Source organism: Diplocloster agilis (assembly GCF_019042275.1).
In the GTDB taxonomy this organism is placed as follows: domain Bacteria; phylum Bacillota; class Clostridia; order Lachnospirales; family Lachnospiraceae; genus Diplocloster; species Diplocloster agilis.
On record NZ_JAHQCW010000035.1, the window covers coordinates 1 to 21086 of the forward strand.

A 21086-nucleotide genomic window follows, 5' to 3' on the forward strand; every position below is an offset into this window, starting at 1 on the left:
TGTGTTCCCGGTTCAGAGGCTCTTGCCCGTCGGACGTGAAGTCCGCCGTGCATCCTGAACCCGGCTTTCCGATTTCACTAAGCGTATTCACAGCCGCCCCATGCACTCCCAGGGAGATACAAAAGAACCCGGCCGCCCGGAGCGTCCCCATATACCGCCCGCGGTTCCAAGCCGTAAGCAGCGGACAACCGAAGCCCCCAGGGAGATACAAAAGTCCCGGCCGCCCGGAGCGTCCCCGGATACCGCCTGCGGTTCCAAGCTGTAAGCAGCGGCATCCGAAGCCCCCAGGAAGAGCGCGAAGTTAGTACGACAGATCCTTTCCCTTTTCGCGGAGACATCCGAATTGGGCGGCTGCCGCAGGCAGCCTGCATCCCGCAAATATACCTTTATATTAAGTTGACAATTAGAAAAAATCCCAATACAATAAATTAGTAAAGAAGTTTTACAATAATTGGTTTTTGGAAAATTTTGCAATAAAATTTTTTGGGTGATTCTAATAAAAAGGGGTAAAATGGATGCTGTTAAGAGTTGTCATCGCGGATGATGAGGATAAAGTATGCCAGCTTATATATGGGCTGATCGACTGGCAGGCGCTGGGAATGGAAGTGGCCGGGATCGCCCATAACGGACTGGAAGCTTTGGAAATGGTGGAGTCGTTAAAACCCGATCTGATGATTACGGATATCCGGATGCCGGGGTACGACGGGCTGGAATTGATCGAACGTTCCAAGGCGGTCAGCGACACACTGGAATTTATCATTATCAGCGGCTACCGGCATTTTGAATACGCGCAGCATGCGATCAAATACGGAGTCGGCGACTATCTGCTCAAACCGATTAAGAAGGAAGAATTGACCCATACACTGGAACAGATAGCGGAAAAACATAAGCTTCGAACCGAGCGGATCAGCAAGGAAGAACGTCTGAAAATGCGGCTGCAAAGCGATATCGATAGGCTGAGGGCCAATTTATTTATGGAAGTGATGCAAAAACACGATATGGAGAGCCTGACTCTTGAGAAGGTGAACGAAGATTACCATTATCACTTTCGGGAGGGCTGTTTCCAGGTCGTTGTCGTAAAATATGACTGTGGCGTGGATGAACAGTATGACAGCAGCATTAAGGTGCTGGAAGAGAAGGTCGTTCAGATTATGAACCGGCTGCTTGGAAATGAATGCTTCGATATGGAGCATTTCGGACTGGAAAACAGCAGCTATTATCTGCTGAATTACGACCCGGCCCATAAGAAACAGATCAGAAAGCAGCTAAAAGAAGTGCTGGATGAGCTGAGCGTGCAAAAGAGCGCGTTTGGGTATGTGGAATTTACGATCGGTGCGGGAGATGCGGCGGACCGTATCGGCGGCATAGCCGAATCCTATGAAAATGCCTGCCGGGCAGCTGCGGAACGGCTGGTGGAGGGGACCGGACGGCTGATCGATCATGTGGAGATTCATGATCAGAAAGAGCATACGGACGTTCTGCTGTCAGCCTTTAACAAAGCCATGGATCAGGCGCTGGAGGTCCTGAATAAGGACGCGGTGTTGAGAACGGTCTCGCAGCTTGAGGAGTCGGTGGGATCGATCCCTGAAATAAACGGAGTCGATATTATCGCTGTAGTAATGGAAGCCTGTAACACTTACGTGATGCTGGTGAAAAAGAACCAGCTTCCGTTTTCGAACGCGGGAATACCGGAGAAATTTGAAAAATACGCGCTCCGGTGCGGCAAACCGGACGAAATCTTCCGGTATTTATCCGATCTGATATCCGAATCCATGGATTCCATCTTAAAGGATAAGCAGGAGGAAAATATAAGGCCCATCCGGCAGGCGAAACAATACATACAGCAGAATTATATGAAGTCCATTACGCTGGACGATGTGAGCAGTGTGGCGGGATTCAACGCGACCTATTTCAGCTCGCTTTTCAAAAAAGAGACGGGCAGTAATTTTGTGGAGTATTTGTCTGAGATCCGCATGAACCGCGCGAAGGATCTTCTGAAGGAGACGAATATGAGCATCGCGGCTGTCTGTGAAGCGGTCGGTTACAACGATTTGAAGCATTTTACCAAGAGCTTTAAGAAGGCTGCCGGCATCAAGCCGGGTGAGTACCGGAAACTGTACTCGTAGGAGATGTCCATATGAAAAAGAAGCCGACCCATTACCTGTCTTACCGCATGAAATTCATGTCCGCCGGCCTGGCAGCGATCCTCCTGCTGCTGCTGACCGCGCTGTCTTTCGCCGCGCTGCGGGACAGTGTGTTCGTGATCCCTGCGATCCTTTCCTGGATCTTAAGCTTTGCCTGGGGATATATCTGTCTGAACTGGCTGTACCGCCCTTATAAGGAGAATGCCAAGGTGCTGCACCTTTTCGTGACCGGCTACCTCTTTGAAGGGGTATTTGACCAACGGGTGGACATGAACCCGGAGACATCCCAGGCTATGGACAAATTCAGGGATATGATCAAAACCGACGAGCTGATCAGCGCTTCTAAGAAACAGGCGCAATATCTGGCGCTGCAGAACCAGATCAATCCCCATTTCCTGTACAATACGCTGGAGGGAATCCGGGGCGAGACCATGAACGCGGGGCTGGAGCATGTGGCAAAAATGACGGAAGCCCTGGCTACCTTCTTCCGCTACACCATTTCCAACGTGGAGCATCTGGTGACGCTGGAGGATGAGCTGAAAAACGTGAGGAATTACTATATTATCCAGCAGTACCGCTTCGGTGAACGGCTGTCTTTGCATATCGAAGACCGGACGGAAGAAGAGGAGGAAGCGATGCAGTACCGGCTTCCTAAACTGACGCTGCAGCCGATCGTGGAAAATTCTATCTTCCATGGGATCGAGCGGAAGATCGGCAGGGGAACCCTGGAAATCAAGATCGAGACCACTCCGAAGCGTCTGATTATTACCGTGTCGGACGACGGGCTTGGGATCGAGCGGGAGTACCTGGATGAACTGAACTTAAAATTAAACAGCAGTTCCATAGACAACGTCAAGGCGTACACCGACGCCAAGGGCGGCATCGCCATTGTGAATGTAAACAGCCGGATCAAGCTGCTGTTCGGGGAAGAATACGGCATCTGTATTTACAGCACCAGGAACGTGGGGACGGATGTGGAGATCACATTGCCCCTGATTAAGAAAGATATGATGAAGGAAGTTCTATGAGAGAAGAAATTCTAAGACTCGAGAACGTAACCCGGGTAGTGGATGACGTGGTACTTCTGGATAATCTGAACCTGCATATTTTCCGCGGGGAGATCATGGGAGTCATCAGCTTAAACGGTTATGGACAGGAGAGTTTAATTGAACTGATTAGCCAGAATCTGCCGATCCTTTACGGGCGGATTTATTTTCATGAGGAGCTGGTCAATAATTACGCCCATAGTTCGTATACGCGGAATAAGGTTTATGTGATCGAGGATCCCACCAAGCTGGTAAAAGACCTGTCTGTGGCGGATAATGTATTTGTACTGCGCAGAGGTTTCCGGAAATATATCATCAATTCCCATGTGCTGAACCGGCAGCTTAGAAGGCTGATGGACGGGCTGGGAATCCGGATTGACGGAAGAACCCTGGTGGAGGATCTGTCTCCCTTTGAAAAATGCGCCGTGGAACTCTTAAAGGCGGTGACCATGGGCGTGAAGCTGATCGTGGTGAAAGATATCAGCAACTTTATCAGCACGGCCGATCTGGCAAAATTCCAGAGACTGCTGCGGCATTATACCGCTCAGGGAGTCTCCTTTTTATATGTCTGCAACCACCATGAGGAGGGGTTCAAAATATGTGACCGGATCTCCCTGATGGAAAATGGTAAAATTCTAAAAGTCTTGGAAAATTCCAAGTTTCGCAGGGAATTCATCAAGCCGTATTATGTGGACGCCTTCCACCGGGAAGAGATTCCCTATAAAGAGGGAAAAGGCGTACTGCGTTTCCGGGATGTGGTGACGGATACTATGGACGGCTTAAGCTTCCACGTTGAAAAAGGGGAGTGCGTGATCCTATTGGATATGGACCGGACGGTGATGGATGATATCGTCCGGATTATGAACGGCGAAATGAGTGTGGAATCCGGAGAGGTCTGCGTGGATGAGAAATCCTACCAGGTGAATTCCTCCAGGGAAGCTCTGCGGGAGGGAGTTGCCTTCATCGGCCAGTATCCGGTGCCCGGTATGCTGTTCGAGGATATGAGTTACATTGAAAATCTATGTTTTCTGTTGGGAGAGAAGACGCAGGGGATATGGTCCGACCGGAAAGTCCAAAAAAGTGTCGGCAAAGAGTATGAACCGCTCATAGGACCGGACATCCACGCCAAAGACATTACCGAATTAAGTCTTAGTTCCCTCTACAAGCTCGTCTATTACCGGGTTCACGTCTACCGCCCGAAGATCTTATTCTGCGTCCAGCCATTCGCGGACGCGGATATGCCGCTGCGTTCCCAGATCATCCTGCTGCTGCGGCAGCTGAAAAAGAAGGGCATCGCGGTGGTCATCCTGGCGACCAGTTTTTCGGATTCCCTGATGGCAGCCGACCGGATGCTCCAGGTGGAAAACGGGAAATTAAGACAGGAATACGACCGGTCCCAGTTCTATCATTTTAGCCAGGACGCAACCGTTCTCTAACATTTCTAAATGTGAAAATCTACCAAAAAATCACAACTACATTTGGCAATATTGTACATGTAGAACAAGAATACCAGAAGAAAAGCCCTATAATTCAAAATCCATCCCCCTTACGGATCAAGGGGCTGTTTGCTATACTGTTTACACAGAACAAGAGAAAGTGTAAGGTCGGGTGATGGAAGAATGCAGGATTATATAGTCGAGATTAACCATGTGAGTAAGACGTTCCCTGGTGTAAAAGCCCTGGACGATGTCTCCTTCAATCTGCGGTCGGGAGAAGTCATGGCGCTGCTGGGTGAAAACGGAGCCGGGAAATCCACATTGATGAAAGTGCTGAGCGGGGTATACACAAGGGACAGCGGCGAAGTGAAAATCTTCGGCAAACCCCAGGGTGATATGACGCCGAAGCTGGCGCAGGAATTAGGAGTGGCTATTATTCACCAGGAATTGAATATGTGCGCGCATTTGTCTGTGGCGGAGAACATATTCCTGGGACGGGAAGAGATACATACAGGAGTGCTGGCAAACCGGCAGATGTGCAAAAAGGCCCGGGAGGTACTGGAACGGTTAAATATCGATATCGATCCCAACACGATCGTGGGGGACCTGCAGGTGTCCAAGCAGCAGATGGTGGAGATCGCGAAAGCGCTGGCCACCAACGCGAAAATCCTGATTATGGATGAACCTACATCCGCGCTGACCTCCAAAGAGATTGATGATTTATTCGGTATTATTCAAAAGCTGAAAGCGCAGGGGTGCGGAATTGTCTATATTTCCCACCGGCTGGAAGAGCTGCAGCACATTGTTGACCGGGTAACCATTATGAGGGATGGAAAATATATCACGGATATGAACTTCGCGGACACGAACCTGGAAGAAATCATTTCCCTGATGGTTGGCCGCGAGATCAAAGAGAAATTCCCGCGGGTACAGTGCGCGCGGGGAAAAAAGATCTTTGAAGTCAAGGGATTAAACGCCGGAAAGATGGTCCGGAATGTAAATATGGAGCTGTACGAGGGAGAGATCGTCGGAATCGCCGGACTAATGGGCGCGGGCCGGACGGAGACCACCAGGGCAATCTTTGGCGTGGACCCGAAGGAGAGCGGGGAAATTATCCTGGACGGGAAGCCGGTGACCATACACAATCCTATGGACGCCATCAAGGCCGGGATAGTGCTTGCGCCGGAGGACCGGAAAAAGGACGGCCTGTGCACCAAGCTCAGCATCCGGGAGAACATCGCCCTTCCGAACCTGGATATCCTGTGCAACAAAGGCGGTGTGGTGAACCGTAAGAAAGAGCGCGCGATGACAGAAAAAGCGGTAGTGGATCTGAAAATCAAACTGCCGAATGCGGAAGTAAACGCGGCGACACTTTCCGGAGGAAACCAGCAGAAAGTAGTAGTGGCCAAATGGCTGGCCAGAAATTCCAGAGTAGTTATTTTCGATGAGCCGACAAGAGGAATTGACGTAGCGGCAAAGGTTGAAATTTATAATCTGATGAATCAATTAAAACAGCAGGGAATCGGCGTCTTATTCGTATCCTCGGAAATGCCGGAGGTTATGGGAGTCAGTGACCGTATTATCGTTATGTGCGACGGACGGGTCACCGGAGAATTAGGCAGAGAGACAGCCACCCAGGATATGATTCTGAAATATGCCACCAGATTTGATAAAAAAATAGAAAGTGATGCTGCGTCACAAAATTAGAGGAGCTAAGGAGATAAAAACAATGGAAAAGAAAGAGAAAAATAGTTTTTTTAAAAGTTTTATGGCCATCCGCGGGATCGGGCAGGTCATAACCGTAACCATCGGCCTGATTATATTGTGTATTGTATTCGGGATCTTAAGCCCCACGTTCTTTTCGGGCCGCAATGTGACCAACCTGCTTCGCCAGGTGGCGCCTATCCTGCTGGTGGGGATCGGACAGTCCTTTGTGCTGATTACCGGGAACATTGACTTATCCATCGGTTCCGTCATCGGAATGAGCACGATGATATCCGCTACCCTGATGACCAGAGGGCTGAATCCCTGGCTGGCGGTTATCATAACCCTGGCGGCCTGCCTGGTGGTGGGAGTAGTCAACGGGACGTTAGTCGCAAAGTTTAATCTGCCGCCTTTCATTGCTACCCTGGGTACCATGACCGTGGCCAGAGGTATTGCCCAGATTGTGAATAACAACTATAACACAGACGCCATCGGCGACGCTGCGCAGGGATTCCGGGATTTCTTCTATTACGGAAAAACCCTGGGAATATATAATCCGGTATGGATTGCCATCATACTGTTCCTGATCTTTAACTTTATACTGAGCAGGACCAGGACCGGCCGTCACACCTACGCGGTCGGAAGTAATATAGAGGCCGCCAAGCTATCCGGCGTCAACGTATTTGCGGCCGTGCTAAAAGTATATCTGGTCAGTTCCTTCTGCGCCTGCGTGGTCGGATTGATCACCTGCGCGACAGCCGGTATGGGTACCATGGATGCTGGTAATATGTATGAAATGTACGCAGTCGCCGCTTCCGTAATCGGCGGTGTATCCACTCTGGGCGGTCAGGGATTACTGTTTGGTACTGTGATCGGCGCGTCTATCTGGGGCGTACTGCAGAACGGGCTTCAGTTCGTCGGGGCGCCCGTGGGCATGAGAAATGTAGTGATTGGGTTTATTGTTATCGTTTCCGTACTGCTGGATGTAATCATCCGGACGGGAAGAAAACCGAGAAAAAAAGCAAACTAGCGGTTCATTAGTGGTTCATTTGATGTGGTGTCTATCGGGTGATTAAAGCACAGAGTGCTTTGATTATAAAACGAAAAGGGAGGTTTCAAATATGAAACGAAAATTATTATCAGTGCTGTTATGCGTGGGGATGATTGCCGCCATGGTATCCGGATGCGGTCAGAAGAGTGAGGAGGCTGCCGCGCCCGCCGCGGATGACGCCGCTGCAAAAGAGACAGCTGCCCCAGCCGCAGACGATGCGGAAAAAACTGCAGACTCAGGTGAAAAGGTAAAAGTTATCCTGATAACTATGGACAGTTCCGACCAGCATTGGGTTTCGGTTGACAAAGGCGCAAAAGAAGAAGCGGAAAAACTTGGCAATGTAGACTACAAGTGGATGGCGCCGGACAAAAAAGACGACGCGCAGCAGATCGAGCGTGTGAACAATGCGGTAGCCGACGGCGCGGATGCGATCATGATCGCGGCTAACGGCCCCGATGCGATCACCGCGGTTCTGGAAGACGCTAAGTCCCAGGGCGTGAAGATCATATATGTAGATTCCCCCGCCAATACGGAAGCGATGGCAACCTTTTCCACCGATAACAAAGCGGCTGGCAAGACTGCCGGAGAAGAAATGTTAAAGGCATTAAAAGCAGCCGGTAAAGAAGAAGGCAAAATCGGTATCGTAAACATCAGCGCATCCACCGATTCAACCGCAAACCGTGAGGCCGGTTTCCGGGAAGCTTTTGAAGGAACCCCCTATGAAATCCTTGAGACCCAGTACGGTGAGGGCGATGCCGCAAAATCCCAGGATATCGCCGACAACTATATCACAGACGGCTGCGTAGGCATTTTCGGATGCAATGAAGGCGCCACAGTTGGTACCGGCAACGCCATCAAAGGAGCAGGCGGCGGTGTGATCGGCGTAGGATTTGATAAATCCGATGCGATCCTTGGCTTAATCAAAGATGGTTCTCTGGTAGCCTGCATGGCTCAGAATCCCGATGTTATGGGAAAAATGGGTATGGATGCAGCGGTAGCCGCAGTAAAAGGCGAGCCTATTCCCGAGACTAATGTAGATACGGGAGTATCGGTATTGACCAAAGACTCTATTCAGTAATTTATAATTATAAAAGAGTTTCGCTTGCGAAACTCTTCGCCTGCGGCGGGCCGTGTAAGCGGCATCTTCCTTCCCGCCGCAGTGCGATCCCCCGAAGGGCTTTTTATTCCATAGGCGCACTTTCCTATGGAATAAAAAGCACACAGGCCGGGGGCCAGCGCTGGTATACGAAAGGGAACCGGAAATGGGTTCGCTTAACGGATGCCGGCGCAGGCCCTCGGCCTGTGTGTAACTGGTATTGAAACTGCCACCATTTTCTTTAATTGTATCAGTGTGAATTCGATAATTCAGTTTTGCTATCTCTCTATTCAAGTTCCAGTTCAGAGATAGACGACTGTTTTCATCAAACTTTAAACGCCTGTAATCTTTCATAATAAATAGCTGAAATTCCGGAGAAATCCAGGTCGCAAACGACATTGCGATATCGCTATGAGCAAAGGTTCCGCCATAACGGCCGGCTTTTGAAATAATACCAATTGCATTCATTTGTTCAATCCATTTTGCTGGAGTCATGACAAAACGATTTAGGCCTGCTTCAGTTTTAACCGCCTCGAATTGCACACGGTTAAAATCCGGATTATGTAATTCCTCCCATACAGCAAGAAATTCGATCGTATTCCGATTCCTCATCCAGTTTTGAATAACAAATCTAGGATCATCCTCATTTCGGAATTTCGCAATATCTGTTAATGAAATAAATTCATTTTCAAAATCTGTCGTATAAATACCAATATCAATACCTTTGGCATGAATCGTTTCTTTGATTGCTTTTTTTACCATATAGATAATCCTTTCTAATCCTTGATATATAATTAAGTTTTTAGCGGTCTCTATCCAGCGTTTTAATGATAGAATAAAAGGTAAGCCGTGCGTTTACCATAATCTCAAGAAGTCCTTCATACTTTGCAATATCCGTCTATCTCAGTTTTTTAATTATACCAAATAATATGCTTTATGTCTTACTTCTAAACAAAATATGTTACCAAAGACTTATGACATACGGTTTGGTTCAGGATGTGCATCACGTTACAGTAGTTGATTATCAGGTTTGGGATGACAGTAGGAAAATGACGATATTTGAAAGTGCTTATGAGGTATGATATGGAGCTTCAGGAAATCTTTGAAAACTTTATGTCCGCCAAGCGATTGGCCGGTCTTGCTGATAAATCGTTATACAATTATGATCTGTTTATTCATTCATTTGTCAACTTCATAGGCTCTCAAACCAGCTTGTCCGATCTTACACAGGAACGTGTAAACCGCTATATTTCGATGTTATACGACAAACCGATCTCAAGGGCTACTCTGGCAACGTATATTCGGAATTTAAAGGTGTTTCTCCGGTGGATTGAGAAAAAGTACGGCTTATCCTTCTCTGCCCGGGAAATAGTCATTCCGCGTACACCAAAGAAGCTTTTGCGGATATACAGCGATGATGAAATATTCCTTATTTTTAAAACGATCAAGGTAGAGTCTCCTTGGCTTACCGCTCGAAATAAGGCGATTGTTTCGGTTATGTTGGATTCAGGCTTGCGGCAAAATGAAGTCTGTACCATAAAACGGTGTGATATCTCTCTTGCAGATCGCATGGTAAAAGTCTTCGGGAAAGGAAGTAAAGAACGTATTGTTCCGCTTGGCTCCCTGTCTGCGCACTACATACAAGATTATCTAAATCTGTGTCCCTATGATTCGATCCGGCTCTTTGTCAGCCGCACAGGGAAAGAGCTTACCTGTAATGCGGTGAAACACATGATGTTTAGTATCCAGCGGAAACTTCCTTTCGAGTTTTCTTCTCACAAACTTCGTCATAACTTTGCGACGAATTACTGCATCGATCAGTATGAAAAAACCGGTCAGATTGATATATATAAGCTGATGCTTTTAATGGGCCATGAGGACATAGAAACTACCCGTGTGTATCTGCATCACGCCAACCAGATTATAGTCTCCAAAATGAACATATCCCACCTGGATAAAGTGTTCTTTGGGGAAAACTGATTTTTTCAAAAACAGTGGTTTCCGGGGACAAAAAAAGTACCGTCCCCGTAGCTCTGTGACTACAAAAACAGTACCTCGATGCGCCGCCAGGGGCTCGAACCCTGCACACCCTGATTAAGAGTCAGGTGCTCTACCAAATGAGCTAGCAGCGCAAATTTAAGAAAATATTATTTGCAACGCAAAAGTTATTATATATGAAAGTTTTTTAAAAAGCAAGCTTTTTTTCCAACTTTTTTAAAAAATTTGAAATATTATGTTTCTTCGTAAATTTCCAAAGTAAATACAATAAAATTGTAAGTTGCATAAAGGCGCGTCTAGAACGGAAGCTTCCGAAATTTTCCCGGGGACATCCCTTCATTCTTGTGGAAACAGGCGACAAAATTCGATTCACTTTTAAAACCGGTGGTAAATCCAACCTCCCGTATGGTCATAGCCGAATTCTTCAAAAGCCTCTTGGCCCGGTCCAGCCGGTAGTGCATCAGGTATTCATAAGGCGAATAGCCGGTCTCCTTTTTGAACATCCTTGAGAAATAGTAGATACTTAAATTCACGGTGCCGGCCAGGGCCGCCACGTCCAGATCCTCCATATAGTGATCCTTGATATAATCCAATATTTGCTGAATCATCTGCCGGTCCTGGCCGGCGTCGGCGGCAGCGCCGGACATTTGAAAGGGAAGCGCCAGCAGGGTATGAAGCAGCAGGGAAATTTCGCACTCGGTCAGAAGCTTTTCTTTCCGGTAATGGCAGACCAGGCGGCAAAACGCCTCATCGTAAGGGCCGATATCCGCCGGACGCAAGATAGTCCCGCCGGAATGCAGGATTTCCCGGTAAAAATCCCCGGATGCGTTGCCGTCAAAATGAATAAAACGGAACCGGACATCCCGCTTCGTAAAATACTCATGATGCTGGTAACAGTTGATCCAAACAAGTTCGCCTGTTTCCGCCGTTTCATAGCGCTTCTCTCCGGGGAGCTTAACGGTCAGGCTCCCGTCTAAGATCTGGATTAACAGATAACTGTTATAGCTGTCCCGGTTGACATGATAGGGCACTTTACAGCTGAATTCTCCGCAGCAGATTCCATAAAAAAATAGTTTTTTGGCGATTCCGCTGGGCGTGCTGAAATAATAATCCGAGCATTCCAAAACTCCTGGTTCCATGCATTTCATGGGAACACCTCCCCTGGTAGTCCTTTCTCCAAGTCCTTGTGCATATAGCACCCGCTATTCACGCCAGGTGCACGATTGCGAAGCTAACCGTAGGACCCGCTGCGCCGTCGCTTCGCAATCGCACACCTGACGCGAATATCAGGTACTCTGCGCACAAGGATTTGAAGAACAGACTGCTAGTTATTCTATCGCATGAATATGAATTGATTTAAAATATTAGCAGAGCAAGAATTCGAAATAAGTGAGCAGGTTAAAAGAATGTATTTTATCCGCCCCTCTTATATAATTGCATTATATCAGGGTTTATAATAAATTTGCAAGGAGGAATCACCATGGATGTATGGGAGAAAAAAGTTCAGGTCTGGGAGCAGGATATTGAAATTCCTACCTATGAAGTGGGGAAACCGGATAAGAACCCCATGTTTTTGGAAAAACGGGTATATCAGGGGAGCTCCGGTAAGGTATATCCCCACAGTGTCATTGACAAAATTTACGACGAGAAAGTGAATAAGACCTATCATGCGGTATATTTGGAAAACAAATATCTGAAAATTATGGTTCTGCCGGAGCTGGGCGGAAGAATCCAGAGAGCCACGGACAAGACCAACAATTATGATTTCGTATATTATAATCATGTAATCAAACCGGCATTGGTGGGGCTAACCGGGCCATGGATCTCCGGCGGGATCGAATTCAACTGGCCGCAGCATCACAGACCCAGCACGTTTGATCCGGTGGATTTTCGGATTATGGAAAATTCCGACGGCAGCTGCACGGTTCTGGTGGGAGAGATAGAAAATATGTTCCGCACAAAGGGGATGGCGGCGTTTACCCTGCATCCTGACAAGGCGTACCTGGAAATATCCGCGCAGTTATATAACCGCACCAACCGGCCGCAGACCTTCCTGTGGTGGGCGAATCCGGCCGTACCGGTTAATGATCATACCCAGTCTATTTTTCCGCCCGATGTTCACGCGGTGATGGATCACGGAAAAAGAGATGTGTCCAATTTCCCCATCGCAACCGGCGTTTATTATAAAATGGACTATTCGGAAGGCGTTGACATTTCCAGATATAAAAATATTCCGGTGCCTACTTCCTATATGGCGGATCATTCGGACTATGATTTTGTAGGCGGCTATGACTATCAGGAGAAGGCGGGCATTTTACATGTGGCCGACCACCATGTGGCACCGGGAAAGAAACAGTGGACCTGGGGATGCGGAGAGTTCGGAAAAGCCTGGGACCGGAATCTGACGGACGAAGACGGCCCCTATGTGGAGCTGATGACCGGATGCTTTACGGATAACCAGCCGGACTTCACTTGGATGGCCCCCTATGAAGAAAAGGTATTTACCCAATATTTTATGCCTTATAAAGGTGTGGGACAGATCAAAAACGCCACGGTTCAAGCGGCTGTCGGTCTGGAAGAGGATGAGGAAGGAATTACCATTAGAGCCTATGTGACAGGAGAATACCCGAAGGCAGAGATCCGGTTAACCAGGGATGAGGAAATCCTCTTTAGCAAGGCGCTGGACCTGTCGCCGGAGCAGGCGTTTGAGGCAAAGATCGGGAAGGACGCAGATCCTGTTGAAGACGAGACCCGTCTGGAAGTAACGGTTCTGGATCAGGACGGAAACAGATTGGTCGCCTACAGGCCGGAAAAACAGACGATCCACAAGACTCCCGACCCGGCCAGCCCGGTGCCGCTGCCTGAGGAGGTAAAGACCAATGAAGATCTCTATCTCTATGGCCTGCACCTGGAACAATACCGGCATGCGACCTATGAACCCGCGGACTATTATCTGGAGGGGCTTCGCAGAGACCCGACCGACTCCCGCATCAACACCGCCTACGGAAAGCTGTTGATGTCCAGAGGGCGGTTCGCGGAAAGTGTCCCGTTTTTTGAGGCGGCCATCAGCAAACTGACCCGGTCGAATCCGAATCCCTATGACGGGGAAGCCTATTTCCAGCTGGGCCTGGCGCTGCGCTACATGGGGAAAGATGCGGAGGCGTATGACCGTTTTTATAAAGCGGCCTGGAGCGCTGCATGGCAGGATGCCGCTTATTACCAGATGGCCTGTATCTGTACGGCGGGAGATGACCTGGAAACCGCACTGTCCCATGTGGAGCGGTCCTTGGTGCGGAACTATCATAATATGAAGGCCAGAAATTTAAAAGCTTCCCTATTAAGAAAATTAGAAAAATGGGAAGCGTGCGGCAATCTGCTGAAGGAAAACGAGCAGATCGATCCGCTGGATCTTGGAACGGTCTATGAAGAAGCCCTGTTACAAGACAAGATACAAAATTCAGATGTTCCCTGCGGTAAAGACCTGTTACAGGAAGCGGTCCGAAGGCTGCGCGGCAACTTCAACACAGCAATCGAACTGGCAATCGATAAAGTGGAAGCGGGCTTGTACCGGGAAGCTGCGGAATGGTTAGAGCTGTTTATTTCCGGAGAAATGCAGAAAGGGAAAAAGGAAGATGAGATTTATCCGTTAGTGTACTACTATGTAGCGGGCTGCTACGGGAAACTGAACCAATCAAAAGCCCAGGAGACGGCGCTTCGGCGGGCGGCTTCGGCGGACAGCAGTTATTGTTTCCCGCACCGGCTGGAGGACATAGGCATCCTGACCGGGGCGATTGCGAAAAACCCCGAAGATTCCCGCGCTGCGTATTATCTGGGGAACCTATGGTATGATAAAAAGCAGTACGGCGACGCCATCAGCTGTTTTGAGCGTTCTGCGGCGATCTGTGATGACTTCGCTACCGTGCACAGGAATCTGGCGCTTGCCTGCTATAATAAGCTCCACGACGCAAAAAGAGCGAGAACAGAGCTTGAGAAGGCGTTCCAACTGGACACCACCGACGCCAGAGTCTTCATGGAATTGGACCAGCTGCGTAAAAAGATGGGCATGTCCAAAGAAGAGCGGCTGAAAGAATTGCAGAACCACATGGAATTAGTGGAGATCAGAGATGACCTGTATCTGGAGTACGCAACCCTTCTAAACGCCTGCGGCCGGTTCGAAGAGGCGCTGCAGTACATAAGCCGCAGGAACTTCCACCCGTGGGAAGGCGGCGAAGGCAAGGTACCCGCGCAGTATCTGTTCAGTCTGGTGGAGACCGGCAAGAAGTATCTGCGCCAGGGTGATTGTGAAGCGGCTATAAAAGTTCTCAAGCAGGCTGCCGGCTCCTACCCGTATAACCTGGGAGAAGGAAAACTGGCCGGCGCGCAGGAGAACAACATATACTATTATCTGGGCTGCGCGTACGAGGGGGCGGATCAGCCCGACAAAGCGGCTGTCTGTTTCCAAAAGGCCGCGGTGGGAATCAGCGAGCCTGCCGGCATGATGTATTACAATGACCAGCCGCCGGAAATGATCTTTTATCAGGGGATGGCCCTTCGTAAGCTTAACAGGGAAAAGGAAGCCCGAAGCAGATTCCACAAACTGCTGGATTATGGGCAAAAGCATATCTTCGACGATGTCAAAATAGATTATTTCGCGGTCAGCCTTCCGGATCTTCAGATCTTTGATGAGGACCTGAACCGGAAAAACGAGATCCACTGCCGGTTCCTGATGGGACTCGGATTATTGGGCCTGGGTCAGGAGAAGGAGGCCGGCGCGGAATTTCAAAAAGTGCTGGCGCTGGACGGCATGCATGTGGGGGCGCTGATCCATAGCAGCTGGTCATAATATACAATTTGGGACATGTCCAATTCAGTTTGGGACATGTCCAATTCAGTTTGGGACATGTCCGATTCAGTTTGGGACATGTCCGATTCGGTCTGGGACATGTCCATTTGCGATTTGGTTGTAAAAACAACAGACATATTTACCCTCATAGCTTAAACTGAATCCAGAAAGAGAATTTTACTACAGGAGGTAACAAATATGATCAGAAAAATTATTCACATCGATGAGGAAAAATGTAATGGCTGCGGCCTGTGCGCGGACGCCTGCCATGAAGGAGCCATTGGGATGGTAGACGGCAGGGCAAAGCTGCTTCGGGATGATTACTGCGACGGTCTGGGGGACTGCCTGCCGGTCTGCCCTACCGGGGCGATTTCCTTTGAGGAAAGAGAAGCTGCCGGTTATAACAGGGAGGCGGTGGAAAATAATATGAGGAAAACAAAGCGCAGGGACCCGGTCCCATCATTCACAGGCTGTCCGGGTTCCAGAGCCAGGAGTCTGTCAGGGCCGGAAGGAAATCCGGCCCCCGGGGCGGCGGAAAAAGCAGCGGACACGGAACTCAGGCAATGGCCGGTTCAGATTCAGCTGGCGCCCATGCAGGCTCCGTATTTTGACCGGGCGCATCTGCTGGTCGCTGCGGACTGTTCGGCTTACGCCTATGGTAATTTTCACAGGGAATTCATGAAGGGAAAGGTCACCCTGATCGGCTGCCCGAAACTGGATTCCGTGGATTACAGTGAAAAGCTCGCGCAGATCATAAAAGGAAATGAAATAAAAAGCGTCACAGTCGTAAGAATGGAGGTACCCTGCTGCGGCGGAATCGAGCAGGCGGTAAAAAAGGCGCTGCAGGACAGCGGCCGGTTCATCCCATGGAGAATCATCACCATGTCTGTGGATGGAAATATTTTGGAGGAATAGAAAGATGGCGGAAATAAAAACACGCCTGAAAAAAGGAGGGGCCGGTATCTAGCTGATACCGGCTCTATGAAAAAGAAGTTTTATATGAAAAGGTTATTGCCTTGTTTGATTATTAATATACAGGACAGCTGTGAAAAACGTGTGAATGAATTGTCAACAGTTTGTGAAGAAAAATAGAAAATATTGTGAGCAAAATCTGACGAGTTCTTAAGAATCGGAAGAAATACTTAAGACAGCCCATATAAAATTGACATCCGGACGAATAGAGGCTAGACTAATAGAAAAACGTCAAAAAAGGGGACGTACCGGGAAGGCAGGATAAAAAGACATCCGTCCATACCTGAACCTATAAGCAGTAAACGCGTCGCCGGAGGTCATTATGAAAGTTAAAAAAATTCACCTGTCAATGCTGCTGTCTGTAGTTCTGTGGGCCATCGTTACGGATGCCTGGGGTTATTCTTCTTTGCTATTCGGAAACATGCCGGATGGCTGGAGCGGTTATATCTATGGCTATCTCAGCAGGTTGGTCTGGGCAGTCCCATTTATTATCTTCATCTTCCGCTATTCGGCTCAGATCTCCGTCAATAGCAAAGAACTGTTCCTCCATAAAATACACTGGAAATCTTTTCTGGGATTCTTTTTTGGAATAACGGCTTATGCGATTGCGGGAATGATTCTAAACCACGGCGGCTTTTGGCTGAATCCGGATCTCAATATTTTGCAGGAGCTGCCCAAGTTTTTGATTGTGGGTTTTGTGGAAGAAATCGTTTATCGGGGCTGGGGGATGAATGCGTTTGCCGCCTGTATGAAGGAAAAAAAGGCGAATATATGGGCTTCCCTGTATTTTGTCCTCTTGCATTTTCCTTCCTACTTTATCCACTGGTATCTGGACGGTACGCTGGCGCTGTCCGCAATGCTGACCCAGGCAGTCTATGTTTTTGTACTGGGACTGGTATTCGGCTATCTGTTCAGAAAAAGCAAATCCATTTTGCCGGCCGCTGTTATCCATTTCTGGTCGGATTTTTCTTCCATCCTGTTTATCGGATAGGGGAACGGATCGGATCATATTTACAAATTAGTTACAATCAGGCTTTATAATATAATCAGGCCATGAGGGAGAATATAAAAATATTCTGCGCCATGGCCTGATTCCGTTAACCCTCTTTTAAATAAGCTAAAAAAGTTTGATTAAAGCATTCCAGTTCATCATAGAATATACCATGACCGCTCTTGTGAAAGGTAAATAAGGTGGAATCAGCGATCCGCTGCTTCTGCTGCAGAGCCAGAGAATAGGGGACGATCTGATCCCGGGTTCCGTGGAAGATGCCCGTCGGCACTTTGATCTGCCGCAGATCCTCCCGCAGGTCTTCGTCCCGCAAGGCGTATCCCGTTTGAACCGTAGCGATCCCGGAGGCGCTCAGGGACAGGTCCGCAAACCACTTTTTAATGGACTCGCTGTGTGGAGAATACAGCAGCATCTGACTGAAATTATCACTGAGCTGGGGACGGTCGGTTTCGGCCAGGCGGATCAGCCGATTCACTTCCGAAACGGTTTCTCCATAAGGGAAATCCGCCGTCTGGGTAAAGCGGGGAGCAGCGGCCGCCAGCAGACATAACTTTTTCACGCCATACCCATGATAACGTCCCATATAGCGGCTGACGATGGCGCCGCCCATGGAGAAACCGGCAAGGATAAACGAGCGGAGGCCTAACTTGCAGACGACCGTATAGATATCATCGGCCATCCGGTTATAATCATAAGGGCCGGCAGGGGCATCCGAATTGCCGAACCCCCGCAGGTCCATGGTGATCACACGGTAACCGGCGCACAGCAGCATCTGTTTTTGATATTCATAGATCTTTTCGTTTAAGGGCCAGCCGTGCACCAGGAGAATCGCTTCTTCCGAACGGGGATTCAGATCATAAACGGCTATTTTCACGTGGTCGTTGGTGGTGATATAATACATTAGGAAGACTCCTTTTTATTTCTAATATATGAAAGGCCGGTGTTTTGGGTTAGAGTAAATTCCAGTAATTGTAACTATAATTTAATATTATTTAAACCAAAAGAAATATATATTATGTTATGATTATATTAGTTTGTTGTAGTATTTTATCAAATAAAGGGGCATAACCTTATGAAACAGGTATTGGCAAATATAACACGGATTATGTCAACCCTGGTCGTGTTTGTCTGTGTGGCATGGTTTGGATTAATGATTCTATCATATCAACAGGAACTGCGGGCCGGGAATACGGACATGGCCGGTATACATAAATTAGACGAGCTGGCGGCCCGGGATGTGGCGTCGGTGGAAAATGCGATTCAGAATAGCAGGGCGGCATCCGCACAGCAGCCGGAAACGGCGGAAACGCAGGCGGAGGCGGCGCCGCGGGCGGATATGAAAACACGGTTTGCCAACTCTGTGGTGATGGGCGATTCGATTACCAAGGCGCTGGAGGATTATGAATTCCTGGACAGTACCAGCGTAGTGGCGAAGAACGGGATTAACCTGGCCCATGTCCAGCCGGAACTGGAGCGTGCGGTGGAGCTGAACCCGAAGAACATCTTCATGTCATACGGGATGAACGATCTGGAGTATCTGTGGGGCAATCCCCAGAAGTTTGAAGAGCTCTATGAGAATGCGGTCCGCACTCTTCAGGAGAGCCTGCCGGATACGAAGATTTACATAAACGGTATCCTGCCGATTCAACAAAAGGCAATTGATAAAAAACCTCTGTACGGCAATGTGGACGCATACAATGAGGCGCTGGTGGAAATGTGTACGCGCCTTGGGCTTCCCTTTATCGATAACAGCGGGCTGATGCAGCAGGAGGATATTTATCAGGAGGACGGAATTCATCCCAAGCCTCATTATTACCCTAGCTGGCTTGAAAATATGGCATCGAAAGCGGGAATCTGAGTTATGAAATATCTTTATAATATAATAAAAATCGGATTGGTACTGATCCTGGGCCTTTTCATAACGGCCATGCTGCACTATAATGCGTATAGCGCCAAACCGATAGGGGAAGTGAAACAGAACATTTTACAGGCGGCCGATTTAAGCGCTATGCAGGAGGCCGACGCCAGGACGCTTAAAAAACTCTATGGGCTGGATAAGGGAAGCTATGAGGAGTTTGTTCTGTACACCTCTGCCGATAGTATGGATGTAAAAGAGATCCTGCTTGTAAAGACCGAAAATGACAGTCAGGCGGACGCTGTGGAACAGGCCATAACGAAGCGTATCGAGGCACAGAAACAGAACTTTGACGGTTATGGCTTGGAGCAGATGAAACAGATCGGAGACGCGGAAACTCTGGTCAAGGGAAACTATGTCTTCTTTGCAATCTCTCCGGGCGCGGAGACCATGAAGAAGGCGTTTCTGGACAGCCTGATCAGCGACAACAGTAAGAAAGAATGAGGAAGCAGGAATGATATTCAGCAGTGTCTTTTTTATTTTTACTTTTTTACCGGCCATGCTGCTGGTTTATTATATTTCCCCCAGAAAATTTAAGAATTTTGTATTGCTGGCCGGAAGCCTCATCTTCTACGCATGGGGAGAACCGGTCTATATTTTCCTGATGATTTTTTCCATCTGTTTTAACTACGTGTGCGGCCTGGATATCCAGAGATGCCGGGGACGAAAAGCAGCAGCGGTGTTAAACCTGATCTTCGCGGTGGCCGTAAATCTTTTTATCCTGGGATTTTTCAAGTATTACGGGTTTGTTGTGGAAAATGTCAACGGCATTTTCGGCCTTCATATCCCGGTCGAGGGTCTGGCGCTGCCGATCGGAATTTCTTTCTATACCTTTCAGACCATGTCCTATATCATCGACGTATACCGGGGTGTTGTGGACGCCCAGAAGAATATCGTTGATTTCGGACTTTATGTCTCCATGTTTCCCCAGCTGATCGCAGGACCGATCGTAAAATACAAGGATATCGCAAATCAGCTGAAGGAGAGAAGGGAATGCTTCAGCAAGTTCGGCTATGGTATTTCCAGATTCCTGCAGGGACTGGCCAAGAAGGTCCTGATCGCCAACACCATCGGGAGCGTCTACCAGAGCATCAGCAATCTGGGGCTGGAGCAGCTTTCGGTGCTGGGCGCCTGGGTGGGAATTCTGGCTTTTACCTTCCAGATTTATTTTGATTTCAGCGGATATTCGGATATGGCCATCGGCCTGGGACAGATGTTCGGCTTTGAATTCCAGGAGAACTTTGACCATCCGTATGAGGCGAAAGGAATTACGGATTTCTGGAGAAGGTGGCATATCTCCCTTAGCACCTGGTTCCGGGAATACGTCTATATCCCTCTGGGAGGTAACCGGAAGGGGACGTTTCGCACGGTCCGCAATATTCTCATCGTCTGGCTGCTGACCGGCCTCTGGCACGGAGCCAGTTGGAATTTTGTGGCCTGGGGGTTGTATTACGGTATTCTGCTGCTGATTGAAAAATTCGTGCTGCGGAAAGTGTTCGATAAGCTTCCGGATGTCTTTGTCCATGTGTACACGATGTTTTTTGTGGTGATCGGCTGGGTATTGTTTGCCAGCCCGGATCTTGGCTATGCCGGCCGGTATCTGGCCGTCATGTTTGGCCAAAACGGCGCGCCGCTTACAGATACCGCCGGTATCTATTATCTGCTTACCAACGCGGTGCTGTTCGCGCTGGCGGCGGTCTGTTCCACGAAGGCGGTGCACCGCCTGTTCCAATGGCTGATGTTTGAAGGGCGCAAAGGGCGCTCCAAGACGGCGGTGGCCCTTCATATCCTGATTTTTGTACTGTGTATCGCATTCCTCGTAACGGAAACCTATAATCCATTCCTATATTTCAGATTCTGACATTGGAGCAA

General features: G+C 48.6%; 15 protein-coding genes, 1 tRNA gene and 1 pseudogene. 13 read left to right on the top strand and 4 right to left on the bottom strand.

Features of this window, described 5'->3' with window-relative positions; all coding sequences use genetic code 11:
* The first annotated feature begins 515 nt into the window (after positions 1 to 515).
* The 6 genes and pseudogenes from KTH89_RS17960 to KTH89_RS17985 all read left to right on the top strand — a co-directional run.
* On the top strand, positions 516 to 2126 hold the full coding sequence (locus KTH89_RS17960; RefSeq protein WP_238722593.1) for a response regulator: 1611 nt from the start codon (positions 516 to 518) through the stop codon (positions 2124 to 2126).
* An 11-nt stretch (positions 2127 to 2137) separates the two neighbouring features.
* Positions 2138 to 3172, top strand: a complete 1035-nt coding sequence (locus KTH89_RS17965) for a sensor histidine kinase (RefSeq protein ID WP_238722594.1) — start codon at positions 2138 to 2140, stop codon at positions 3170 to 3172.
* Positions 3169 to 4626 (top strand): ATP-binding cassette domain-containing protein, encoded by a 1458-nt coding sequence (locus KTH89_RS17970; protein WP_158346618.1) that lies wholly within the window; start codon positions 3169 to 3171, stop codon positions 4624 to 4626. The genes KTH89_RS17965 and KTH89_RS17970 overlap by 4 nt, the downstream gene beginning before the upstream one ends.
* Before the next feature lie 183 nt (positions 4627 to 4809).
* Positions 4810 to 6333: a sugar ABC transporter ATP-binding protein gene (locus KTH89_RS17975; RefSeq protein WP_238722595.1), complete on the top strand. Its 1524-nt coding sequence runs from the start codon at positions 4810 to 4812 to the stop codon at positions 6331 to 6333.
* A 22-nt stretch (positions 6334 to 6355) separates the two neighbouring features.
* Complete coding sequence (locus KTH89_RS17980; protein WP_158346615.1) at positions 6356 to 7360, top strand: ABC transporter permease; 1005 nt, start codon at positions 6356 to 6358, stop codon at positions 7358 to 7360.
* A 289-nt stretch (positions 7361 to 7649) separates the two neighbouring features.
* A pseudogene (locus tag KTH89_RS17985) lies at positions 7650 to 8336 on the top strand (substrate-binding domain-containing protein); the annotation flags it as partial.
* Here KTH89_RS17985 and KTH89_RS17990 read toward each other — a convergent pair.
* Positions 8298 to 9239 carry a KilA-N domain-containing protein gene (locus tag KTH89_RS17990; RefSeq protein ID WP_238722596.1) on the bottom strand — a complete coding sequence of 314 codons (942 nt, stop codon included), beginning with the start codon at positions 9237 to 9239 and terminating at the stop codon, positions 8298 to 8300. The pseudogene KTH89_RS17985 and the gene KTH89_RS17990 overlap by 39 nt on opposite strands.
* Positions 9240 to 9560: 321 nt before the next feature.
* Between KTH89_RS17990 and KTH89_RS17995 the strand changes: the two genes are divergently transcribed.
* Entirely contained in the window at positions 9561 to 10457 is an 897-nt protein-coding gene (locus KTH89_RS17995) for a tyrosine-type recombinase/integrase (RefSeq protein WP_238722597.1), read from the top strand.
* Positions 10458 to 10536: 79 nt separating this feature from the next.
* Here KTH89_RS17995 and KTH89_RS18000 read toward each other — a convergent pair.
* Positions 10537 to 10609 (bottom strand) — tRNA-Lys (locus tag KTH89_RS18000).
* Positions 10610 to 10771: 162 nt separating this feature from the next.
* Complete coding sequence (locus KTH89_RS18005; RefSeq protein ID WP_238722599.1) at positions 10772 to 11623, bottom strand: helix-turn-helix domain-containing protein; 852 nt, start codon at positions 11621 to 11623, stop codon at positions 10772 to 10774.
* Positions 11624 to 11955: 332 nt separating this feature from the next.
* On the opposite strand from KTH89_RS18005, the gene KTH89_RS18010 reads away from it, so the two are divergent.
* From KTH89_RS18010 to KTH89_RS18020, 3 genes are all read left to right on the top strand, one after another.
* Complete coding sequence (locus KTH89_RS18010) at positions 11956 to 15318, top strand: DUF5107 domain-containing protein (protein ID WP_238722600.1); 3363 nt, start codon at positions 11956 to 11958, stop codon at positions 15316 to 15318.
* 198 nt (positions 15319 to 15516) lie between these two features.
* Entirely contained in the window at positions 15517 to 16233 is a 717-nt protein-coding gene (locus KTH89_RS18015) for an ATP-binding protein (RefSeq protein ID WP_238722601.1), read from the top strand.
* A 379-nt stretch (positions 16234 to 16612) separates the two neighbouring features.
* A complete protein-coding gene (locus KTH89_RS18020) occupies positions 16613 to 17281 on the top strand; it encodes a CPBP family intramembrane glutamic endopeptidase (RefSeq protein ID WP_238722602.1) in 669 nt (222 codons plus the stop codon).
* 106 nt (positions 17282 to 17387) lie between these two features.
* Here KTH89_RS18020 and KTH89_RS18025 read toward each other — a convergent pair whose 3' ends face one another.
* On the bottom strand, positions 17388 to 18200 hold the full coding sequence (locus KTH89_RS18025) for an alpha/beta fold hydrolase (protein ID WP_238722603.1): 813 nt from the start codon (positions 18198 to 18200) through the stop codon (positions 17388 to 17390).
* A 171-nt stretch (positions 18201 to 18371) separates the two neighbouring features.
* On the opposite strand from KTH89_RS18025, the gene KTH89_RS18030 reads away from it, so the two are divergent.
* Genes KTH89_RS18030 through KTH89_RS18040 form a run of 3 tightly spaced genes read left to right on the top strand, consistent with a single transcriptional unit; the run spans position 18372 to position 21075 of the window.
* Positions 18372 to 19157, top strand: a complete 786-nt coding sequence (locus tag KTH89_RS18030; protein WP_238722604.1) for a GDSL-type esterase/lipase family protein — start codon at positions 18372 to 18374, stop codon at positions 19155 to 19157.
* Between the two features lie 3 nt (positions 19158 to 19160).
* Entirely contained in the window at positions 19161 to 19658 is a 498-nt protein-coding gene (locus KTH89_RS18035; RefSeq protein WP_158346597.1) for a DUF4358 domain-containing protein, read from the top strand.
* 10 nt (positions 19659 to 19668) lie between these two features.
* The gene (locus tag KTH89_RS18040; RefSeq protein ID WP_238722605.1) at positions 19669 to 21075 is read left to right on the top strand and encodes an MBOAT family O-acyltransferase; all 1407 of its coding nucleotides are present in this window, start codon (positions 19669 to 19671) and stop codon (positions 21073 to 21075) included.
* The last annotated feature ends 11 nt before the right edge of the window (positions 21076 to 21086 follow it).